Below are 18,454 nucleotides of genomic sequence, written 5' to 3'. Positions count from 1 at the left end.
GCGCCAATCAACGATTGGCGCACACATGGGCAATAATATGCCTAAGCAATAAAGGCGCAAGATTGACGATTGGTAATCGTCGCTCTTTTCCGGTTCAGATCCGGTCGAGACGCTTAATAATCGTCGCTCTTTTCCGGCGGCACGAGGCCCTCGATACCGGCAAGCAGCTCTTCTTCCGACATCTGGTCGAAAGTGATCGTCTCCGGCAGGTCATCCTGCTCCTCGCTATCGGCGGCAGCAGCGCCGCCGGCGGCGATCATGCTGGCCGGATCGGGCTCGGGCTCGTCGACTTCGACATGCTTCTGCAGCGAATGGATCAGATCTTCCTTGAGATCATCGGGGGAAAGCGTCTCGTCGGCGATTTCGCGCAGCGCCACGACAGGATTCTTGTCGTTGTCGCGATCGATGGTGATCGAGGCACCCTGGGAAATCAGCCGGGCGCGGTGGCTGGCGAGCAGAACCAGCTCGAAGCGGTTCTCCACCTTGTCGATGCAATCTTCAACTGTGACACGGGCCATTGCCTGTCCTTTACGGTCGTCATTTCGGGATTAGCACGCCCGATACAATTAAAACCGGGCAAATACAAGTTTTTCGTTCCGGCTCCCCTCGTCTTTATCCGGTGCCGAGCTAAATTTCCATGGAAATGTGACAATTCTACCAAAGGTTGCTTGGAATATGCGGAATCGTGCCCTAAATCTCTCTTATATGAATAGATGGTAAAGTAAGCATCAGATCAAGGATCACAATAAGCCCTTGTATTTATTGCAATTTGATGCCCTGCGAATTTCGATTTCTCTCATTGGAATTGGTAAGCGATGTTTGACCCACGCGAAAAAATTGCACTCTTCATTGACGGCGCCAACCTCTACGCTGCATCCAAGAGCCTCGGTTTCGACATAGATTACCGCAAGCTCTTGAAGGCATTCCAGAAACGCGGCTATCTCCTGCGCGCCTACTATTATACGGCGTTGATCGAGGACCAGGAATATTCATCGATCCGTCCTCTGATCGACTGGCTCGACTATAACGGCTACAAAGTCGTCACCAAGCCCGCCAAGGAATTCACCGACTCCATGGGCCGGCGGAAGATCAAGGGCAACATGGACATCGAGCTGGCGATCGACGCCATGGAGCAGTCGGAAACCGTCGACCATCTCGTCATCTTCTCCGGCGACGGCGACTTCACGAACCTCGTCGAAGCGCTGCAACGCAGAGGTCGCAAAGTCTCGGTGATCTCGACCATGGCGACGCAGCCGCCGATGATCGCCGACGACCTGCGCCGACAGGCCGATCATTTCATTGATCTCTTGTCGCTCAAGGCTGAGATCGGTCGCGATCCCGCGGAACGGGCGCCGCGCCCGGTCGAAGTCGCCCCAGCCAGCGATTTCGGGGACTAATCGAAGCGTCGCGAGCCGATCGGCTGCGGCGTGATGGGTTAGCCGTTATCCTTCAATAAGCGGCTCTTCTGCCGGTTCCAGTCGCGCTCCTTCTCGGATTCGCGCTTATCGTGCAATTTTTTGCCCTTGGCGAGCGCCAGCTCCATCTTCGCCCGACCCCGATCGTTGAAATAGATCTTCAGCGGGACCAGCGTCATGCCTTCGCGGTTGACGGCGGAGCGCAGGCGATGGATTTCACGGCCCGACAGCAGCAGCTTGCGGCGCCGGCGCGGCTCGTGATTGAAACGGTTCGCCTGCAGATATTCCGGCAGGTAGGAATTGATTAGCCAGATCTCGCCGTCCTCATCCGATGCGTAGGATTCGGCGATATTGGCCTTGCCTTCGCGCAACGACTTGACCTCCGTGCCCTTCAGCACCAGACCTGCCTCATAAGTATCGATGATCTCGTAGTTGAAACGGGCCTTGCGGTTTTCGGCCACGACCTTGTTCACCACGCGCTGGCTGCCTTTGGGGGCCATGACGATATTCCCTTCGGGGCGCGAAAAACCGCGCCCTCATTGCTTACCCTTATGTAAGGGAACGAGCCGGCCTTGTGAAGGCGGCCAGTCTCCTCAGTTCAGCAATCCTGCATGACGCATGGCGGCATCGATCGCTGCTTCGGTTGCCGGCTCCAGCGTCGAAAGCAGCGGCGAGCGGACGTTACGGCTCATGCGGCCGAGCTTGGAGAGACCGTATTTGGCGCCGCAGAGACCCGGCTCAAGGAAAATTGCCTTGTGCAGCGGCATCAGGCGGTCCTGATATTCGAGCGCGCGGGCGTATTCACCGGCCAACGTCGCGGCCTGAAAATCGGCGCAGAGGCGCGGGGCGACATTGGCCGTCACCGAGATGCAGCCGACGCCGCCATGGGCGTTGAAACCGAGGGCTGTCGCGTCCTCGCCGGACAATTGCCTGAAATCCTTGCCGCAGGTGATGCGCTGCTCGGAAACACGCTCGATCTTGCCCGTCGCGTCCTTGACGCCGACGATATTGCTATGTGCCTTGACAAGAGCACCCATCGTTTCGGGCGTCATATCGATCACCGAACGGCCCGGAATATTGTAGATATAGATCGGCAGGGCAACGGCCTCGGCAATCGCAGAAAAATGCGCAATCAGCCCCTTCTGCGTCGGCTTATTGTAATAGGGCGTGACGACGAGCACGGCGTCGGCGCCGACCTTCTCGGCGTGCTGGGCGAGTTCGACCGCCTCACGCGTATTGTTCGAACCGGCGCCGGCCATGACCGGAACGCGTTTTGCCGCCACTTCGATGCAGAGTTCCACGACCTGCTTGTGCTCGGCATGCGACAGCGTCGGCGATTCGCCGGTCGTTCCCACCGGAACGAGACCGCTGCTGCCTTCCTTGATCTGCCAGTCGACATGGGCAGCGAAGCTCGCTTCGTCGATCAGTCCGGCATCGGTGAAGGGGGTGACGAGGGCGGGAATGGACCCATTGAACATGCAAAGCTCCTCACGACCAAATCCTTGCTTCGGCCGCATTCCATGAATATTTTGCGCACCATAAAGCGCTGAAATCATCGCGACAAGCGCGGAGAGTTCGGTTTAGGGCAAATTCCGATAGCAGATGTGAATGAATTTTACCTGGTACGGTAAGGTTTCGTTAAGAAGCCTCCAGCCAAATGAACAGGGCGTGTTTTCCGTTGCGAGATCCCGGATGAAGAAAGCTGTCCTGATTCTGACCGCCTTCGGCTTCGTTGCCGCCGCGTGGGGCAGCGTTGCGTCCCCGCTTCCCGGCGAAAGCATTCCGACGCCTGAAGTCAAGCCGATCGGCTTCGTCCCAGAGACCTCCATACCGGAAGCGCTGACAACCGGCGCCATCCCGCGCAATCAGGCCGTCGCGCCGGTCGCCAATGATCTGAAAGCCGGACTCGACGCGCTTTCTGCCAGGAACCCGCAACTGGCTCTGTCAATCCGCGACAGCATGCGCGAGGATACGCTCGATCGCCATATCCTCACCTGGGCGATCGCCGTCTCCGGCTTGAAGGGTGTTCCCTCCTATCAAATCGCCAGTGCTGCGCAGGAGCTCAAGGGATGGCCTGGCCTTTCCAGGCTGCGCGCCTATTCCGAACGGGCGCTCTACGACGAAAACCCCGCCCCGTCAGCCGTGCTCGCCGCCTTCGGCGATACCGCGCCGGAGACGATGCAGGGCGCCATCATTCTCGGGCGGGCGCTGATTGCGACAGGCAAGCAGGCGCAGGCAGCAAAATATATCCGCAAGGTCTGGCGCACCGAGGCGCTCGACAAGGCGAGCGAAGACAAGATCCTCCTCGAGTTTTCCGCCCTGCTGACGCCAGCCGACCACAAGGCGCGGATGGACTATCTGATGTATCGTGGCCGGGTGGCGCAGGCCAAGCGCTTCGGCGACATGGGCGAGGCGCAGTCCCTCTACAAGGCCTGGGCCGCCGTCGACGCCAAAGCTGCCAATGCCGACGCGCTGCTCAATAGCGTCGAGGCGAAATGGCGTGGCGATGCCGGCCTGCTGTTCGCGCGCATCGAATATCTGCGCAGGCAGGACAAATATGCCGAAGCGGCGGCGCTTCTGGAAAAGATGCCGCGCGAGCCGGGCGAACTCGTCAATTCCGGAGAATGGTGGAACGAGCAGCGGATCGTCAGCCGCGGCCTCGTCGACCAGGGACAATTCAGACCGGCCTATCGCATCGTCGCAAGCTCCGCGGCAACCAGCCCGACTGATATGGTCGAGGCCGAATTCCATGCCGGATGGTATGCGCTGCGCGGGCTGCAGGACCCGACAACGGCGGAAAAGCATTTCCGCAAGATTCTGGCGACTTCGAACGGTCCCATCTCGGTGTCGCGCGCCTGGTACTGGCTCGGGCGAGCAGCCGAGGCCGGCGGCCCCGGCAGTTCCGGCGAATTCTACGGCAAGGCCGCGAATTTTCCCGGCACCTTCTATGGACAGCTCGCTGCCGAAAGGCTTGGACGCAAGACGCTCAACGTCAGCTATCCCACGCCGAGCGCAGCCGACCGCCAGCGTTTCCAGGCGCGCGAGGCCGTGCAGGCAATCGCCCGGCTTGAGGCAGCCGGCCACGGTTGGCGGGCCGACATCCTCTATCTCGCACTCGCCGATCAGCTGCAAAGTCCCGGTGAACTGGCGATCCTTGCGGCGCAGGCCGAGCAATCAGGCAATCATCATCTGTCACTGCAGGTCGGCAAAATCGCCTATGGCCGAGGCATCGATGTCGCCGCGCTCGCCTTTCCCGTCGGCGTAATCCCGCCGAATGCCAATATCTCCGGCTCCGGCAAGGCGCTCGCCTATGCCATTGCCCGGCAGGAAAGCGCTTTCAATCCGGCTGCCGTTTCGGCAGCGAATGCACGCGGCCTGCTGCAGCTTCTGCCCGGCACAGCTCAGGCGGTGGCCAAACGCCACAACATCACCTTTTCGAAGGACAAGCTGACGGCCGATGCGGGCTACAATGCGACCCTCGGTGCGCATTATCTCGGCGAGCAGATCGAAGCCTTCGGTGGCTCCTATATCCTCACCTTCGTCGCCTATAATGCCGGGCCGAAGCGCGTGCCGGAATGGATCGGACGCTACGGCGACCCACGCGGCAGGCCGATCGACGAAATCATCGACTGGATCGAACGCATCCCCTTCCCCGAGACGCGCAATTACGTACAGCGGGTGATGGAGAATTATGAAGTCTACAAGGCCCGCCTCGGCCAGTCGACGGATATCGAGCGCGACCTGATCGGCGGACGCGGCGCCTCCTGAAGTCGTTTGGCGCGGCTTGAAAAGCAGGCTGGTCTTTGTTTTTCCGCATGTCTTTATCGCAAAACCGCTGCACACTTTTGCGAGACATGCTCTACACCTTCCAGATCAGACAGGTCTCGAGGAATGCGATGCCGGACGTGGATGCAGGCGGTTTCCAGGAACGATTTTACCATTCTTCCGATGGGCTGACGCTTTATGCCCGCGACTACCGGTCCGACGGGGCCGCAGCCGCCGAAAGGCTGCCGGTGATCTGCCTGCCCGGCCTGAGCCGCAATGCCCGGGACTTTCATCCGCTTGCGCTGCTTCTCAGCCGCGACAGAACTGGCCCGCGTAGAGTGATCGCCCTCGATTCGCGCGGGCGCGGAAATTCCGCATGGGATGAGAACAAGGCCAATTACAATCTCGCTGTCGAGACCGGCGACATCATTGCCGCCTGCACGGCATTCGGCATCGAGCGGGCGGTTTTCATCGGCACGTCGCGTGGCGGCCTGATCCTGCACTTGATCGCGGCGGCACGGCCGGATCTTCTCGAAGCCGTGGTCCTGAACGATATCGGACCGGCGATCGAGGCGGGAGGGCTGGCGCTCATTCGCGACTACCTAAACAGCGGCAGGAAGCCGGCCGACTGGAAAGAGGCGGCCGATATATTACAGGTGAATCATGGCGCCTCGTTTACCGCGCTTACGCGCGAGGACTGGCGCGAAATGGCGCTTGCGCTATATCGCGACGTCGGCGGAAGGCCGGTCGCCGACTTCGATCCGGCGATCGCCGAGGCACTGAGATCGATCGATTTCAGCCAGCCGCTGCCCGATCTCTGGGCACAATTCGAAAGCCTGAGCCGCTTTCCGCTGATGTTGATCCGCGGTGAAAATTCACCGCTGCTGTCGCAGGAAACAGTGAACGAAATGGCCCGACTGCATCCCGGATTGGTCCTTCATACCGCCGGAGGGCAAGGACATGCGCCCCTCCTCCATCTCGGCAATATCTCTGCAGCAATTCGCGCTTTTCTGGCCACTTGCCGGTAGGCTGATTATCTGCAAACGGATGCGGCTTCCGCTGATACACAGACGCTTTTGGGGGCGGCTGCCTAGAGGCCTGGCGCCACCTCCATCCCCGGCGTGTGTAGGACGCCCCTCGCCCACACTTCGTGTGCGGCCCCCTCAGTTCGGTTCCCGGATGGCATCATCCAGGCCGCGCAGCAGCGGATAGAGGAAATAGGAGATCACCGTTCTGTTGCCCACCTTGATCTCTGTGGAGACGGTCATGCCCGGCAGCAGCCTGACCGGCACGTCCGAGACGTTCAGCCTCGTATCGGCGAGCAGGATGCGAGCCTTGAAGAACGGCGCGGCCGGCTGGCCCGGGGTGGCGGTCTGTTCCTGCTGCTGGCCGGTCATGAACGTGTCCTGGCTGATGGTGCGAACCTCGCCCGACGCGGTGCCGTATTTCTGGAAGGGATAGGCGTCCAGCTTGATGCGGGCCTCCTTACCCACCGCGATGCGGCCGATGTCGCGGGTGTTGATCGAGACTTCGGCTTCGAGCGGCACGTTGATCGGCACCAGTGTGACGATCGGTTCGGCTTCGCGTACCACGGAGCCGATGGAGCGCTGGGCGAGGTCGAGCACGACGGCGTCGGCAGGTGCTGTCAGCGACACCATGTTGCGGCGCAGCTCCATCTTCTTCAGCTCTTCATCCGCCATGTCGCGCTGGCCGCGCAGCTCGACCAGTTGTTCCATCGCGGCGCGGCGGAAATCCTCGATAAAGGCCTGCCGGTCGGCTTTCAGCTTGGCAAAGGTATGCGCGGCTTCGTCGGCCTTGCCGCGCACGGCCGTCAGATCGGACTCGACGTCGAGGCGGGCGTCGCGCGAGCCGAGCATGGTGATCAGCGAGCCGCTCTGCGTGTTAAAGAGCCGCTCGCGCGCGCCTTCGATCTGCGAGAGCGTGTCGCGTCGGTCGATGAGCACGGCTTCCTGGTTCTTGGCCGCGGCAAGCGCTGCCGACTGGCCGGCGATCTGCTGCTCGAAATTCTGCAGCTGCGCCGTGTAGAAGGCCCGCCGCTGGCCGAAGAGCTGCAACTGCAGCATCTCGTCGGGCGTCGATCCGGCCATCATTGTGTAGTCATCGCCGGCAAGTTCCGCCTCGATGCGCTTCACTTGGGCGTCGAGTGCCGAGAACTTCGCCTGCTGCTGGTCGACATCGGCCTGGCTGAAAGTGGCGTCGAGCGTTGCGAGCGTTTGTCCGGCACGCACCACCTCGCCGGCCTTCACATCGATCGTGCGGATGATCGAGGTTTCCAGCGGCTGGACGACGATGGTCGGTTGCGTGGTGACGAGTTTGCCGGGCGCGATCACCACCTCGTCGATCTCAGAGACGGACGCCCAGATGATGGTCGCAGCGATCAGCGCCGTCACGCAATAGAGCGTCATGCGCGCAATGCGCGGCGGAGCACGTTCCTCGAGCTCGACGGCATCGGACTGAAATTCCGCGATAACAGGCGGCAGCGGCGGGCGGGCGACGAGCAGCCCGGTCCTTCCGTCTGGCCCCTTATTCGAGGAGCCATGGTCCGAGGCGCGCTTGTCTGATGAAATTGGCAGGTTCTCGCTGGATTTTGTGACACGCGCGTTCATGCGACCTGCCTCATTTGCTGGGCCCACAGGTGGCGATAAGTCATGCAGCGCGACACCAGCTGGTCGTGCCGGCCGATATCGGCGACCTTGCCCCGATCGATGACGAGAATGGCATCGGCATCCACAAGCGTCGAAAGCCGGTGCGACACGATGACGACGGTGCGCCCGGCGGCGATCCGGCTCAGATTTTCGCGGATGATCGCCTCGCTGTCTGGGTCAAGCGCGCTCGTCGCCTCGTCGAAGATCAGGAGCTTCGGATCGGTGATCAGCGCGCGCGCAATGGCAAGCCGCTGTCTTTGGCCGCCGGAGAGGTTGGCGGCGTTTTCTTCCAGCATCGTGTCGAAGCCGCGCGGCAGGCGCTCGATGAATTCCTCCGCGCCGGCGACGCGGGCGACCTCCATGATTTCCTCGATGCTGGCATCGGGTTTGGCGGCAGCGATATTGTCGCGCACCGTGCCGCGGAAGAGGAAATTATCCTGCAGCACGACGCCGATGCTGGTTCTCAGATGCACGAGATCGATTTCGCGGCTGTCGTAGCCATCCATGCGCACCAGCCCCTCCTGGCTCTGATAGAGGCCCTGGATGAGTCGGGTGATCGTCGTCTTGCCCGAGCCGCTCTTGCCGACGACGCCGAAGACGCAGCCCGCCGGAATGGCGAAGGACACATTGTCGAGCGCAGGCGCCGCATCGGGAGCATAGCGGAAGGTGACCCTGTCGAATTCGATGCGGCCATGCAGATGCGGCCGCACACCTCGGCCGCGTCCGGCCTGTTCCGGCCGCTGGTTCATGATCTCGCCGAGCATGCGCACGGAAAGCGCCACTTCCTGATATTCATGCACCATGGTGACGATCTGCACCAGCGGCCCCGAGACGCGGCCGGCCAGCATGTTGAAGGCGACCAGCGCGCCGATCGTCATGGAACCGCTGAAGACATCGAGCGCGCCGAGCCCGATGATCGCCACGCTCATCAGCTTTTCCAGAAGCCCGGTCAGCGACTGGGCGATGGTGGAGATTTTTTCGACCCGGAAACGCACCGAGATCGACTGCGCCGAATAATCGTCCCAAACCTTGCGCTGTCGCGGCTCCAGCGCCAGTGATTTCACCGTGCGCATGCCGTGCACGGTTTCGACAAGCAGGGCCTGCCGGTCGCCTTCGGCCTGATAGAGGGCCTGCAGGCGACGCTGGAACGGCCCGACGAGCATCATCACCACAAGCCCGACGAGCGCCGCAAAACCCAGCACCACGAGCGTCAGCTTGACGCTGTAGAGAAGCAGGATCGGCACGAAGACGAAGAGCGAAACACCGTCGAGAAGCGTCAGGAACAGCCGGCCGGTCAGGAATTCGCGGATGCGCCCCGTCTGCTGCATATGCTTGACGAGAACACCGGCCGAGGCCTGTTCGAAGAGCGCGATCGGCAGGTTGAGCAGATGGCCGAAGGTGCGCGTCGCCACCCGGATGTCGATCCTGTTGGTGGCGTAGAGCAACAGATAGCGGCGCAGGAAGCTGAAGGTCGCGTCGAAGACGAGCGCCACCGCGATGCCGACCGTCAGAACCGTCAGCGTCGCATAGCTCTGATGCACGAGCACCTTATCGATGACGAGCTGGAAGAACATCGGCGTCGTCAAACCCAGTCCGTAAAGCACGAAGGCTGCGAGCGCCACATCGCGGAAGAAGCTGCGCTGCCGGATGATTTCGGGGATGAACCAGCGGAAGCCGAAGGGCCGGTCCTCATCCGACATGCGGTAGTTGCGCTTCAGCAGAACCACCGATCCGAGCCAGGCCTTGGCGAATTGCTCCTCGCTCAGCAGCATGACTTCGGGGCGCGTGGCGAGCGGGTCGAGAACGCGGATCCGCTCATCCTCGCCCTCCCCGAGAGCGCCAGCGATGACCACCCAGTTGCCGTTCGAAAGTTCGGCAAGCACCGGGAAAGCGTCGCCGAGTTGGAACAGGCTTCGCCAGTCGAGGGCCAGATGCCTGGCCCTCAGACCGGCATCCTTGGCCATTCTGAGCATTTGCCGCACCGCCACCGGATCGTTGCCGACGCAATAATCGTGCTGCAATCGCTCAGGAGAAAGGTCGACGCCGTGGTGACGCGCGACGAGCGCAAGACAATGCAGGTTGGTATGCAGAAAACCACTCATGGCCCACCCGAAACACTACGAGACCGAGGCTGTCCCTGTTGTCAGTTGAAATTCGGCGAGGCGTTTGAAGCGCCCTGCACCGACTGGATATCGGTGGCGGCTGCAGCCGACACGTCACCGACGCGACGGACCGCGCCCGCCTCGACCAAGCCGCCAAGCGCCTTCTGCATGAGATCAACCGCATTGGCGAAGGCGTCGACAGGCATGATGATGCGCTGGCGGAAAACCGGCTTCGGATTGTTGTTGGCGTCCCGATCGGTGGCCGAGAGCGACATCAGGTCGATGCGCACGATCGTTCCTGTGACGGTGATTTCGCCGATACCGTCTGCATAAAGTTCGCTGTTCATTGTTCTCTCCTCTGGTTGATAATCAAAACCTGTTCACCTTTGAGTCGACGCATCGGATTATCCGAAAACCGCTTCACATTTTTCCGTTCGATGCGTGCGTATCGTGCCGCCATGGCGGAAACGGATCGCGAAGACCGACGGCGGTCTGAGGATCGAAACCCGTCTCCTCGCCGGTCAAGCAATCGTCGAGCGCGATGCGGATGGCGCCCTCGTCGAAGCCGGAGCCGATGAAGACCAGCTCCTGGCGGCGGTCGCCCCAGACATCATCCCAATGCCGGTCGAGCAACTGGCGGAATTGCGGATGGCGCGGCCAGTGCGCCCGCGGCACCGAGGCCCACCAGAACCCTCTGGTATCGATGCGGCATTGCGTACCGGCAATCGAAAGCAGACCGATCTCGTCCGGCCGGGTCGCCAGCCAGAAATGGCCTTTCGCCCTGATGACGCCGGGCAATGGCTGCTTGAGCATGCGGCACAGCCGCGCCGGATCGAAGGGCCGGCGGCTGCGATAGACGAAGCTTGTTATGCCGTATTCCTCGGTCTCCGGCACATGATCGCCCCAGCCGTAAAGCTCCTTGTGCCAGAGTGGATGGCGGGCGGCCTTGGCTTCGCTGAAAAAGCCGGTATCCAGAATCGCGCCGAGCGGCACCTGGCCGAACACCGCTTCGATGACGCGGGCATCCGGATTGAGTGCTGCGACGACCCGGCGAACTTCGGCGAGGTCGGCGCTGGGCACGTCGCCCGCCTTGTTGATGATGACGACATCAGAAAATTCGATCTGCTCGACGAGCAGTTCCACGAGCTTGCGCTTATCGTCCCCGTCACGCCTTTCGCCGCGATCGGCCAGGAACTCGTCGCTGCGGTAATCGGCAAGCAGATTGACCGCGTCGACGACGCAGATCATGGTATCGAGCCTTGCCACGTCGCAAAGGGCAGCTCCACTCTCGTCGCGGAAGGAGAATGTCGCTGCTACCGGCAGAGGCTCGGCGATCCCCGTGCCCTCGATCAGCAGATAGTCGAAACGGCCGGCGGCCGCCAGCCGCCGCACCTCGCTGAGGAGATCTTCGCGGAGCGTGCAGCAGATGCATCCATTGGTGAGCTCTACCAGCGTCTCATCGGTGCGCAGAAGGTCTGCACCTCCCTCGCGCACGAGATCCGCATCAATGTTAACCTCGCTCATATCGTTGACAATGACCGCAACCCGACGGCCCTCCCGATTACTCAGGACATGATTGAGGACAGTCGTCTTCCCTGCGCCGAGAAACCCGGCGAGAACCGTAACCGGCAATCTGTTGTCTGCACGCATCATCGATACTCTCACTCTTTACTCGATGGTCGGCTTGCATCCTTGTGGGCGTTACGCCGCGAGCTGAGGTTTGAACGCCACGTCCACATAGTAGTTTGTGCTGTTGTAACTGCTGGTCGGGAACAACCCGCTCGATCCATAGGCATAGAGGCCATTGTCGCCGCTGAACGCCCTGAGGTCGCCGCTGGTCTTCTCAGTGCTGAAATAATTGCCCGTCGCCGAGTAATTGCCGTTTGTGCTGTAGGAAACGACGTAGGTCGTATCCGCTGCGACCGCGACCTGCTGGGTGAGCGTGGCAGTCTGCCAGCCGCTTGCCGTTTCGTTGCTGAAGGTGACGGTTGCAAGCAGCGTGCCCGAGGCGGTCCAGAGATAACCGTTATGCGGGCCGGTATTGTCGGCGCCCTTATAGAAGCGGATTCCTGTGACCCAGCCGGCCGTGTCCGCCTGAAATTTCATGCCGAGATTGACCGGGTGATTGTCGTTCACCGAGACGACTGCAGGCGTTTCATTGGCGCTGAAGAGGTTCTGCTCGCTCCCCTGGGCGTTGACGGTAAGCCCAACCTGGGCGGATGCCGTGCCGCCCTGACCGTCGGCGATGGAATAGCTGAAGCTCGCCGGCCCGGTATATCCTGCCGTCGGCGTGAAGGTGACGGTCTGCGTCTGGTTGTCGTAGGACACCGAACCGTTGACCGCGCCGCTGGCGCCGGTGATGACAAGCGGGTTGCCATCCGCATCGCTGTCATTTGCGAGCAGATTTGCAGCGGCGATCGACAGAGCCGTATTGGTATAAGTCGTATAGCCGTTGTCATTGGCGGCGACCGGCACCGTGTTGCCCGTCGATTGATTGAAGACGACGTCAACCCAGTAATTCGTTGACTGATAGCTTGACGTCGGGAAGATCGAGCTTGATCCGACCGAGTAGACGCCATTGCTGCCTGCAAGCGCCGTCAGCGAGCCATTGATATGTGCCGTGTTGAAATAATTCGACGTCGCCACATAGGTGCCGGTCGTGTGGTAGGAGGCGACATAGGTCGCACCCGCGGTGATCTGCAGCGGCGTGGCGAAGTTCGCGGTCTGCCAGCCGGAGAGCGACTCGTTGGTGAAGGTGACCGTTGCGACGAGCGTGCCGTCGGCTCTCCAAATGGAGCCGGTATGCAGGCTGGTATCGCCGGCAGCCTTGTAATAGCGGATGCCCGAGATCGTGCCGGTCGAGGAAGCGACGAACTTCATGCCGAGTTCCAACGCCGTATTGTCGTTGAAGCTGCCGCCGGTCGGTCCCTCACTTGCCATAAACAGTGTCTCGCCAGCCGAACCCGTCTGGACGGTCAGGCTGACATTGCCTTGATCCGTGCCGCCGCGCCCGTCCGACAGCGTATAGCTGAAGCTCGCCGGTCCTGAATAATCGTTGGCCGGCGTGAAGGTGATGGCGCCGGCCTGCTTGTTGAGAGCGACCGTGCCATTGACGGCATTGCCGACGGCCGTGATGGTCATCGCATCGCCATTGGGATCGGTATCGTTTGCCAGGAGCGAGGCAATGGAGATAACAAGCGTTGCGTTGTGGCCGGTGATCAGCCCGCTGTCGTCGGTCGCGACCGGCTGGCTGTTGGGACCGGCATCGAAGACCACATCCACCCAGTAATTGCTGCCGCCGGGGTTCTGGCCGGGGAATGTGCTGGGCGAAGTGCCGTAGGCGAAGACGCCGCCGCCATCGACGGCCTTCAGTTGGCCGCTGGCATAGGGCTCGTTGAAATAGTTCTGCGTGAGCGAGTAGTAGCCATTGCTGTGATAGGAGGCCACATAGGTCGTGCCGGCCTCGATCTGGATCGGGCTGGAGAACATCACCGTCTGCCACCCTGAGAGCGATTCCCCTGTCGCTACGCCGGTCGCCAGCAGCGTTCCGGTGCTGCTCCAGAGGCTGACGACGTGTTCGCCGATGTTATAGAAGCCCTTGTAGAAGCGGATGCCCTCCACCGAGCCTACCGTCGTCGCTTGGAAGCGCAGGCCGAGCTCGACTGAATCGCGATCGACCGCTACTTCGGTCGCGGGCTTTTCCGCCAGCGTCCACAGGCCCTGCGTGGCCGGCAGCGTGACGGTGACCTGCTTGCCGGCCGATGGCGCCTCCAGATTGACGCTGTCGTCGACGGCGCGTGACAGGATCGTATAGGTGCCGCTCGCCTGGACGACCCAGTTATAGCTCCAGTTCTCGCGGCCCGTGGCCTTGAACCAGTGCTGGCCGCCATCGGTGGAGACCTCGACGCCGGCAATGATGCCGCCGCGGAAATCCTGCGCCGTTCCTGATATCGTCACATGCTGCCCTTCGAGGAAGCTTGCGCCGACGATGGGCGAGGTAATCGACGAGGTGGGCTTCAGCGTGTCGGTCGATTGGGTCGCGAGGATCAGGCTCGCATCGAGCGTCGTCGGCTGGATGCCCATGTCCGCGAACATGTTGACCATCGCCTGCTGCACGTTGCGATCGGTTGACGTTGCCGGCCCCTGATGCTGATCGTTCAGCCCCCAGGACCAGAAGACAGTGCCGGCGCCGAAGACGAGTGCGCCGCTTGCCGCCCGGTACATGGTCAGGCTGTGGGTCGCCACCGCATCGCCGACCGTCGAACCGTAATCGCGCAGATAAGTGTTGACCGCGACCGAGGAGAGCGACAGGTTGATCAGTCCAGCCGGACGGAATCCATTCTCGACATCCGAGTCCCATTCATAGCCGAGCAGGTTCTGCACCAGATTGTAGGTCTCGCCCGGCTGCAGCTCTGCCACATCGGTATTGCGCCAGAAACGAAGGTTCGAATAGTCGTAGGGGATGGAGATCGTATCCTGGCGGTAGCCGTCCACCTGAAACATCGTCCCCGTCAGCGAATTTTCCGGCTCCTGCCCCGGATCGGCGTAACGCGGATCGCGCCAGGTTCCGGTGCCGATATTGCTCGGGTCCGTGCTCGTGCCGTAGGTCTCCTTGTAGCAGACCATGGTGCGGTAGGCTTGGCCGCTGCCATCGATGCTGCTTTCCCAGCGAACCTTCCAATAGACTTCGTTGCCGCTCCAGAAGGCGAGGTTCACGCCGGCATCGCGCGCGGCCTCCACATTGGTGCGCTGCTCGGCCGACCAGTATTCGTCATGGCCGACCGACAGGAAGGCATCATGGTTCAGCAGCAGGCTACCGCTACGCGTCGCATCGACACCGGAAATATAGGAGACGTCGTAACCGTTCTGCTCCAGCCACTGGATGGCTGAATGCTCGACGCCAAAAATGAAGTCGTGCGAGCCGCCGACCGGGCTCGTATTGGTGATGATCGGCCTGTTGTAGCTGATCGCCGAGGCGCGACCGATTGCGGTCAGGCCGCAGCTGCAGTTCGGCGGCAAGTAGCCGATCATGTCAGCGGGATCGACGGGGACATCGCCGTAATAGAGGCTGGCGCCGCCCCAGGCATTATAGGCCTGCCACGTCGTGTCCGAGGTCTGGAAAACGATATTGCTGTGCGAGGAGTCGTCGCGCACGACGAAGGGGATGATGCTGGCATCCTCGGTGCCGTCCTCACGCACCAGCTTGGCGAAATAGACCCCGGAGACGGCATCGGTCGGAATCTGCCAGCTCGCCGAGACCGACCAGTTGCCGCAGTCGATGAGACCGAGCGACATGTCGACGATCGGATGCGGCTGGATCTGCGCCGTGGTCAGCTGCTGCTCGATCGAGTCGACCTTGCGCGCACCGGCCCCGCCGTAATAACCCATCCGGTAGATATCGATGCGGTAATGCGTGGAATCGGTGGCGATCTTGAAATCGACCGTCTGGCCGATATTCGTGCTGATTTCGGTGGCGAAGCCCTGGATGGTGCCCTTGCCATCGCCCTCCAGGCCCCACTCGCTGATCGGGTTGCCCTGTTTCAGGTTTTCCAGTGCGATCTTGTTGAGCGTGACCGCAGCCGGAGCCGCCGCCGGTGCGGCCAGCGCTGAGACCGCGGTCGTATCGGCGGAAGCGTCCTGGCTCGACTCCACCGTGAGGGATGCTATCGAGGCCTGAAGGCGCAACGAAGCCGTGTCGAGAGTGCTTGAAGAAGTGACCGGCGCCGTCGCCGTGGCGCTTCCGGTGCCGGCATCGCTGGCAATACCCGTCAGCACGGGGGCGGCAGGCAGTGTAGCAGCCTCTTCGTAGGGATCTGGGGCAAGTACGGTGTCTTGCGATGCCGAGGAGGTCGTGTCGAAGATCGTCGCAGCCGACGCCGTCTTCGTGGACGTGTCCTGCGCGCCGCCATCGGCGGCAGGCGCCGACATCGGCGTCGACGATGCAGGCGACGCCTGCATGTCGCCTGATGATATCAAGGAAGATGTAACCGTGCCGGTGAGGGAGGATTGAACGGTTGCGCTGCCTTGATTGGCAAAGTCGGAAGAACCCTGAGTGCTCGAAGACACGACGGTCGGAGTTCCAAGCAGCGCGGCCCAGGCCGAGGTTGCGTGACTGATGCACGGCGTGCCGCCGGTAGCAGTCAAGTATTTGCGATTCCTCACATGAAATCTCAGCAAGAGCGGCGTCCCCATTCCCGTCGACCAGCATTGAATAGCTTCATCCTGCCAGCTTTCGGAGCGGAACGTACGACAGCAATCTTGGGTATGGTGGTGGTACTCCATACGCCGATATGATGATCCTCACCGCATATCCGGTTCTGGAGCCGTCTGGTGCTTCCGCTAAGCGGCGGACGCTGTGTAAGAGGAAGCTGGTCGGTCTTGTGTTGCCGGTCCGGCTGGTCGAGCCGGCAAACTCCGGCGCTACCAGGCCGGAAAGGGATCTTCGAGAGCCGACCAGTCCCGCGGATCCGAGCTGGCCAGGCAGTCGTCCAACGCGCTGCGGACGCCTGTCTCGTCCATGTCAACACCAATGAACACGAGTTCCTGCCGACGATCGCCCCAAGCGCTGTCCCATCGGCGCTCGATATGCTGGCGAAACTGGTGGTGGCTCGGCCAGTCCTGCCGGGGAACGGCCGCCCACCAGAGCCCCATGGGTTCACAGCGTCGTTGCGCTCCGGCCGCCGACATCAGACCCACGTGACGCGGGCGCGTGGCCAGCCAGAAATGACCTTTGGCGCGGATGACCCCTGGCCAGGGCTCGTCCAGGAATGCCCGAAACCGTGTCGGGTCGAAGGGACGCCTCGTGCGATAGACAAAGCTCGATACCCCATATTCCTCCGTCTCCGGAACATGAGCACCCGGGCTGTACAGTTCCTTGTGCCATAACGGGTGAGCGGCGGCCTTTGCTTCGTCGAAGAGGCCCGTACTGAGAATGGTTGCAAGAGAAACCTTGCCGAAGTCCGTCTCCACCTGGTGCGCATCCGGGTTGAGCGCAGCCACCGTCTTGCGAACTTCTGCGCGGATTTCCTCGGTCGCGTCCGAGATCTTGTTGATCACGACGACGTCGGCAAACTCGATCTGGTCCACCAAGAGGTCGATGAGCGTCCGCCGGTCCTCGCCGTCCCGCTGCATGCCGCGATCGCGAAGCAGATCAGCGCTGCTGTAATCAGCCAAGAGGCTGGCGGCGTCGACGACAGTCAGCATCGTGTCAAGTTTGGCAAAATCGGAGAGCGAAACACCATTCTCGTCGCGGAAGGAAAAGGTGGCAGCGATGGGGCGCGGCTCGGCAATGCCGGTTCCCTCTATCAGCAGATAGTCGTATCGCCCCTCTTCGGCCAGTCGCCGCACTTCCGTCAGGAGATCATCGCGCAGGGTACAGCAAATGCAGCCATTGCTGAGTTCAACCAATGCCTCCGTCGTATGCGACAGGTTGCAGCCGCCGTCTCGAATGAGACTGGCGTCTATATTCACTTCACTCATATCGTTGACGATGACGGCGACCCTGAGGCCCTGACGATTGGTCAGCACGTGGCTGAGAAGCGTCGTCTTGCCGGCCCCGAGAAAGCCGGCGAGCACTGTCACCGGGAGCCGGCCCTTGTTCATCGCAGTCGCTTGAATGGGAGCGGAGGCCGCGTCCCTCTCTGCGATCCGCATTTGCGTCGTGTCAGCCTCATTCGAAACCGATCCTACCCTTATCCTTTGCATCACGCGACCAGTTGCGGCCGGAAGACGACGTCGGCGTAGTAATTGGTTGAATTGTAGCTGTTGGTCGGGAAAAGACCTGCGGTGGCGGAACCGCCATAGGCATAGACGCCATTGCCGCTGGCCGGCGCCGTCAACGGACCGTTGCTGACAGCGGCCGTAAAGAAATTGCTGGTCGCCACGTAAGCGCCTGTCGTGTGATAGGAGGCGACATAGGTGGTATTGGCGGCGATGGTGACTGGGTTTGTGAAGTTCACCGACTGCCAGCCGCTCGCGGTGGTGGTGGTGAAGGTGGCGGTGGCAAGCTTCGTGCCTGTCGCGGTCCAAAGGTCGACGACATTCTGGCCGTTGTCATTGGCGCTGCGATAGAACCTGATGCCGGTGACATCTCCGGCAACGTTCGACGTGAACTTGACGCCAAGTTCGAGCTGCTGACCATCGTTGAAGGTGCGGCTCGGCGTGCTGGAGGCAGAGAACAGGCTGTAGCTCGTCGGTGCCGTCGACACGGCGATATTGAAGGTCTCGTTGGCGGCAAGGCTGCCGAGATCGGTTGCCGTCACCTTGATGCCGTAAGTGCCAGTTGTCGTCGGCGTGCCGGAGAAAGTGCGTGTCGAGGCGTTGAAGCTCAGCCAGGAAGGCAGCGCCGTGCCATCGGCGGACGTTGCCGCATAAGCGAGCGTGTCGCCGCTGTCGACATCGGTGAAGGTGGTCGTCGGCAGTGTGAAGGAGAAGGCAGAGCCGACGGTGGCGTTCTGGGTCGTCGTCTGGACGGCCAGCACCGGCGCATCGTTGGCGCCATGGATGG

At 61.6% G+C, this 18,454-nt stretch carries 13 protein-coding genes; 3 read left to right on the top strand and 10 right to left on the bottom strand.

The window, feature by feature from the left end; translation table 11 throughout:
- Nucleotides 1-113: 113 nt before the first annotated feature.
- A complete protein-coding gene (rpoZ, locus tag PH551_RS08945; RefSeq protein ID WP_011424719.1) occupies nt 114-518 on the bottom strand; it encodes a DNA-directed RNA polymerase subunit omega in 405 nt (134 codons plus the stop codon).
- Nucleotides 519-815: 297 nt separating this feature from the next.
- Between rpoZ and PH551_RS08940 the strand changes: the two genes are divergently transcribed.
- A complete protein-coding gene (locus PH551_RS08940) occupies nt 816-1,397 on the top strand; it encodes a LabA-like NYN domain-containing protein (protein WP_085777588.1) in 582 nt (193 codons plus the stop codon).
- Between the two features lie 38 nt (nt 1,398-1,435).
- On the opposite strand, the gene smpB is transcribed toward PH551_RS08940, so the two are convergent.
- Together smpB and dapA are read right to left on the bottom strand one after the other, a co-directional pair.
- Entirely contained in the window at nt 1,436-1,915 is a 480-nt protein-coding gene (smpB, locus tag PH551_RS08935; RefSeq protein WP_004675044.1) for an SsrA-binding protein SmpB, read from the bottom strand.
- 93 nt (nt 1,916-2,008) lie between these two features.
- On the bottom strand, nt 2,009-2,893 hold the full coding sequence (dapA, locus tag PH551_RS08930; RefSeq protein ID WP_085777587.1) for a 4-hydroxy-tetrahydrodipicolinate synthase: 885 nt from the start codon (nt 2,891-2,893) through the stop codon (nt 2,009-2,011).
- Nucleotides 2,894-3,107: 214 nt separating this feature from the next.
- On the opposite strand from dapA, the gene PH551_RS08925 reads away from it, so the two are divergent.
- Both PH551_RS08925 and PH551_RS08920 read left to right on the top strand, forming a co-directional pair.
- A complete protein-coding gene (locus PH551_RS08925; protein ID WP_285192718.1) occupies nt 3,108-5,183 on the top strand; it encodes a lytic transglycosylase domain-containing protein in 2,076 nt (691 codons plus the stop codon).
- Between the two features lie 128 nt (nt 5,184-5,311).
- Nucleotides 5,312-6,208 carry an alpha/beta fold hydrolase gene (locus tag PH551_RS08920; protein WP_285192717.1) on the top strand — a complete coding sequence of 299 codons (897 nt, stop codon included), beginning with the start codon at nt 5,312-5,314 and terminating at the stop codon, nt 6,206-6,208.
- Between the two features lie 135 nt (nt 6,209-6,343).
- Here the strand turns inward: PH551_RS08920 and PH551_RS08915 are convergent, their stop codons facing one another.
- The 7 genes from PH551_RS08915 to PH551_RS08885 form a co-directional block, all read right to left on the bottom strand.
- Entirely contained in the window at nt 6,344-7,807 is a 1,464-nt protein-coding gene (locus PH551_RS08915) for an HlyD family type I secretion periplasmic adaptor subunit (protein ID WP_285192716.1), read from the bottom strand.
- Complete coding sequence (locus tag PH551_RS08910) at nt 7,804-9,948, bottom strand: peptidase domain-containing ABC transporter (RefSeq protein ID WP_285192715.1); 2,145 nt, start codon at nt 9,946-9,948, stop codon at nt 7,804-7,806. The genes PH551_RS08915 and PH551_RS08910 overlap by 4 nt, the downstream gene beginning before the upstream one ends.
- A gap of 41 nt (nt 9,949-9,989) precedes the next feature.
- The gene (locus PH551_RS08905; RefSeq protein WP_285192714.1) at nt 9,990-10,295 is read right to left on the bottom strand and encodes a hypothetical protein; all 306 of its coding nucleotides are present in this window, start codon (nt 10,293-10,295) and stop codon (nt 9,990-9,992) included.
- Nucleotides 10,296-10,368: 73 nt separating this feature from the next.
- Nucleotides 10,369-11,601: a GTP-binding protein gene (locus PH551_RS08900; RefSeq protein ID WP_285192713.1), complete on the bottom strand. Its 1,233-nt coding sequence runs from the start codon at nt 11,599-11,601 to the stop codon at nt 10,369-10,371.
- Nucleotides 11,602-11,649: 48 nt separating this feature from the next.
- Nucleotides 11,650-16,140 (bottom strand): DUF4082 domain-containing protein, encoded by a 4,491-nt coding sequence (locus PH551_RS08895; protein ID WP_285192712.1) that lies wholly within the window; start codon nt 16,138-16,140, stop codon nt 11,650-11,652.
- Between the two features lie 228 nt (nt 16,141-16,368).
- Nucleotides 16,369-17,550 carry a GTP-binding protein gene (locus tag PH551_RS08890; RefSeq protein ID WP_285192711.1) on the bottom strand — a complete coding sequence of 394 codons (1,182 nt, stop codon included), beginning with the start codon at nt 17,548-17,550 and terminating at the stop codon, nt 16,369-16,371.
- Between the two features lie 101 nt (nt 17,551-17,651).
- Nucleotides 17,652-18,454, bottom strand: an 803-nt coding sequence (locus tag PH551_RS08885; protein ID WP_285192710.1) for a DUF4082 domain-containing protein, incomplete at its 5' end; no start/stop codon positions are given.

It is taken from the genome of Rhizobium atlanticum, from assembly GCF_030182485.1.
Lineage (GTDB): Bacteria > Pseudomonadota > Alphaproteobacteria > Rhizobiales > Rhizobiaceae > Rhizobium.
The sequence above is the reverse complement of the archived record's forward strand: the minus strand, read 5'-3'. Positions and strand labels throughout refer to the sequence as shown.

What these genes read in the sequence shown, in the direction of transcription:
- rpoZ (WP_011424719.1), bottom strand. Translation starts at nt 518, where the DNA reads ATGGCCCGTGTCACAGTTGAAGATTGCATCGACAAGGTGGAGAACCGC.
- PH551_RS08940 (WP_085777588.1), top strand. Translation starts at nt 816, where the DNA reads ATGTTTGACCCACGCGAAAAAATTGCACTCTTCATTGACGGCGCCAAC.
- PH551_RS08925 (WP_285192718.1), top strand. Translation starts at nt 3,108, where the DNA reads ATGAAGAAAGCTGTCCTGATTCTGACCGCCTTCGGCTTCGTTGCCGCC.
- PH551_RS08895 (WP_285192712.1), bottom strand. Translation starts at nt 16,140, where the DNA reads ATGGGGACGCCGCTCTTGCTGAGATTTCATGTGAGGAATCGCAAATAC.
- PH551_RS08890 (WP_285192711.1), bottom strand. Translation starts at nt 17,550, where the DNA reads ATGAACAAGGGCCGGCTCCCGGTGACAGTGCTCGCCGGCTTTCTCGGG.
- PH551_RS08910 (WP_285192715.1), bottom strand. Translation starts at nt 9,948, where the DNA reads ATGAGTGGTTTTCTGCATACCAACCTGCATTGTCTTGCGCTCGTCGCG.
- PH551_RS08920 (WP_285192717.1), top strand. Translation starts at nt 5,312, where the DNA reads ATGCCGGACGTGGATGCAGGCGGTTTCCAGGAACGATTTTACCATTCT.
- PH551_RS08905 (WP_285192714.1), bottom strand. Translation starts at nt 10,295, where the DNA reads ATGAACAGCGAACTTTATGCAGACGGTATCGGCGAAATCACCGTCACA.
- PH551_RS08915 (WP_285192716.1), bottom strand. Translation starts at nt 7,807, where the DNA reads ATGAACGCGCGTGTCACAAAATCCAGCGAGAACCTGCCAATTTCATCA.
- PH551_RS08900 (WP_285192713.1), bottom strand. Translation starts at nt 11,601, where the DNA reads ATGATGCGTGCAGACAACAGATTGCCGGTTACGGTTCTCGCCGGGTTT.
- smpB (WP_004675044.1), bottom strand. Translation starts at nt 1,915, where the DNA reads ATGGCCCCCAAAGGCAGCCAGCGCGTGGTGAACAAGGTCGTGGCCGAA.
- dapA (WP_085777587.1), bottom strand. Translation starts at nt 2,893, where the DNA reads ATGTTCAATGGGTCCATTCCCGCCCTCGTCACCCCCTTCACCGATGCC.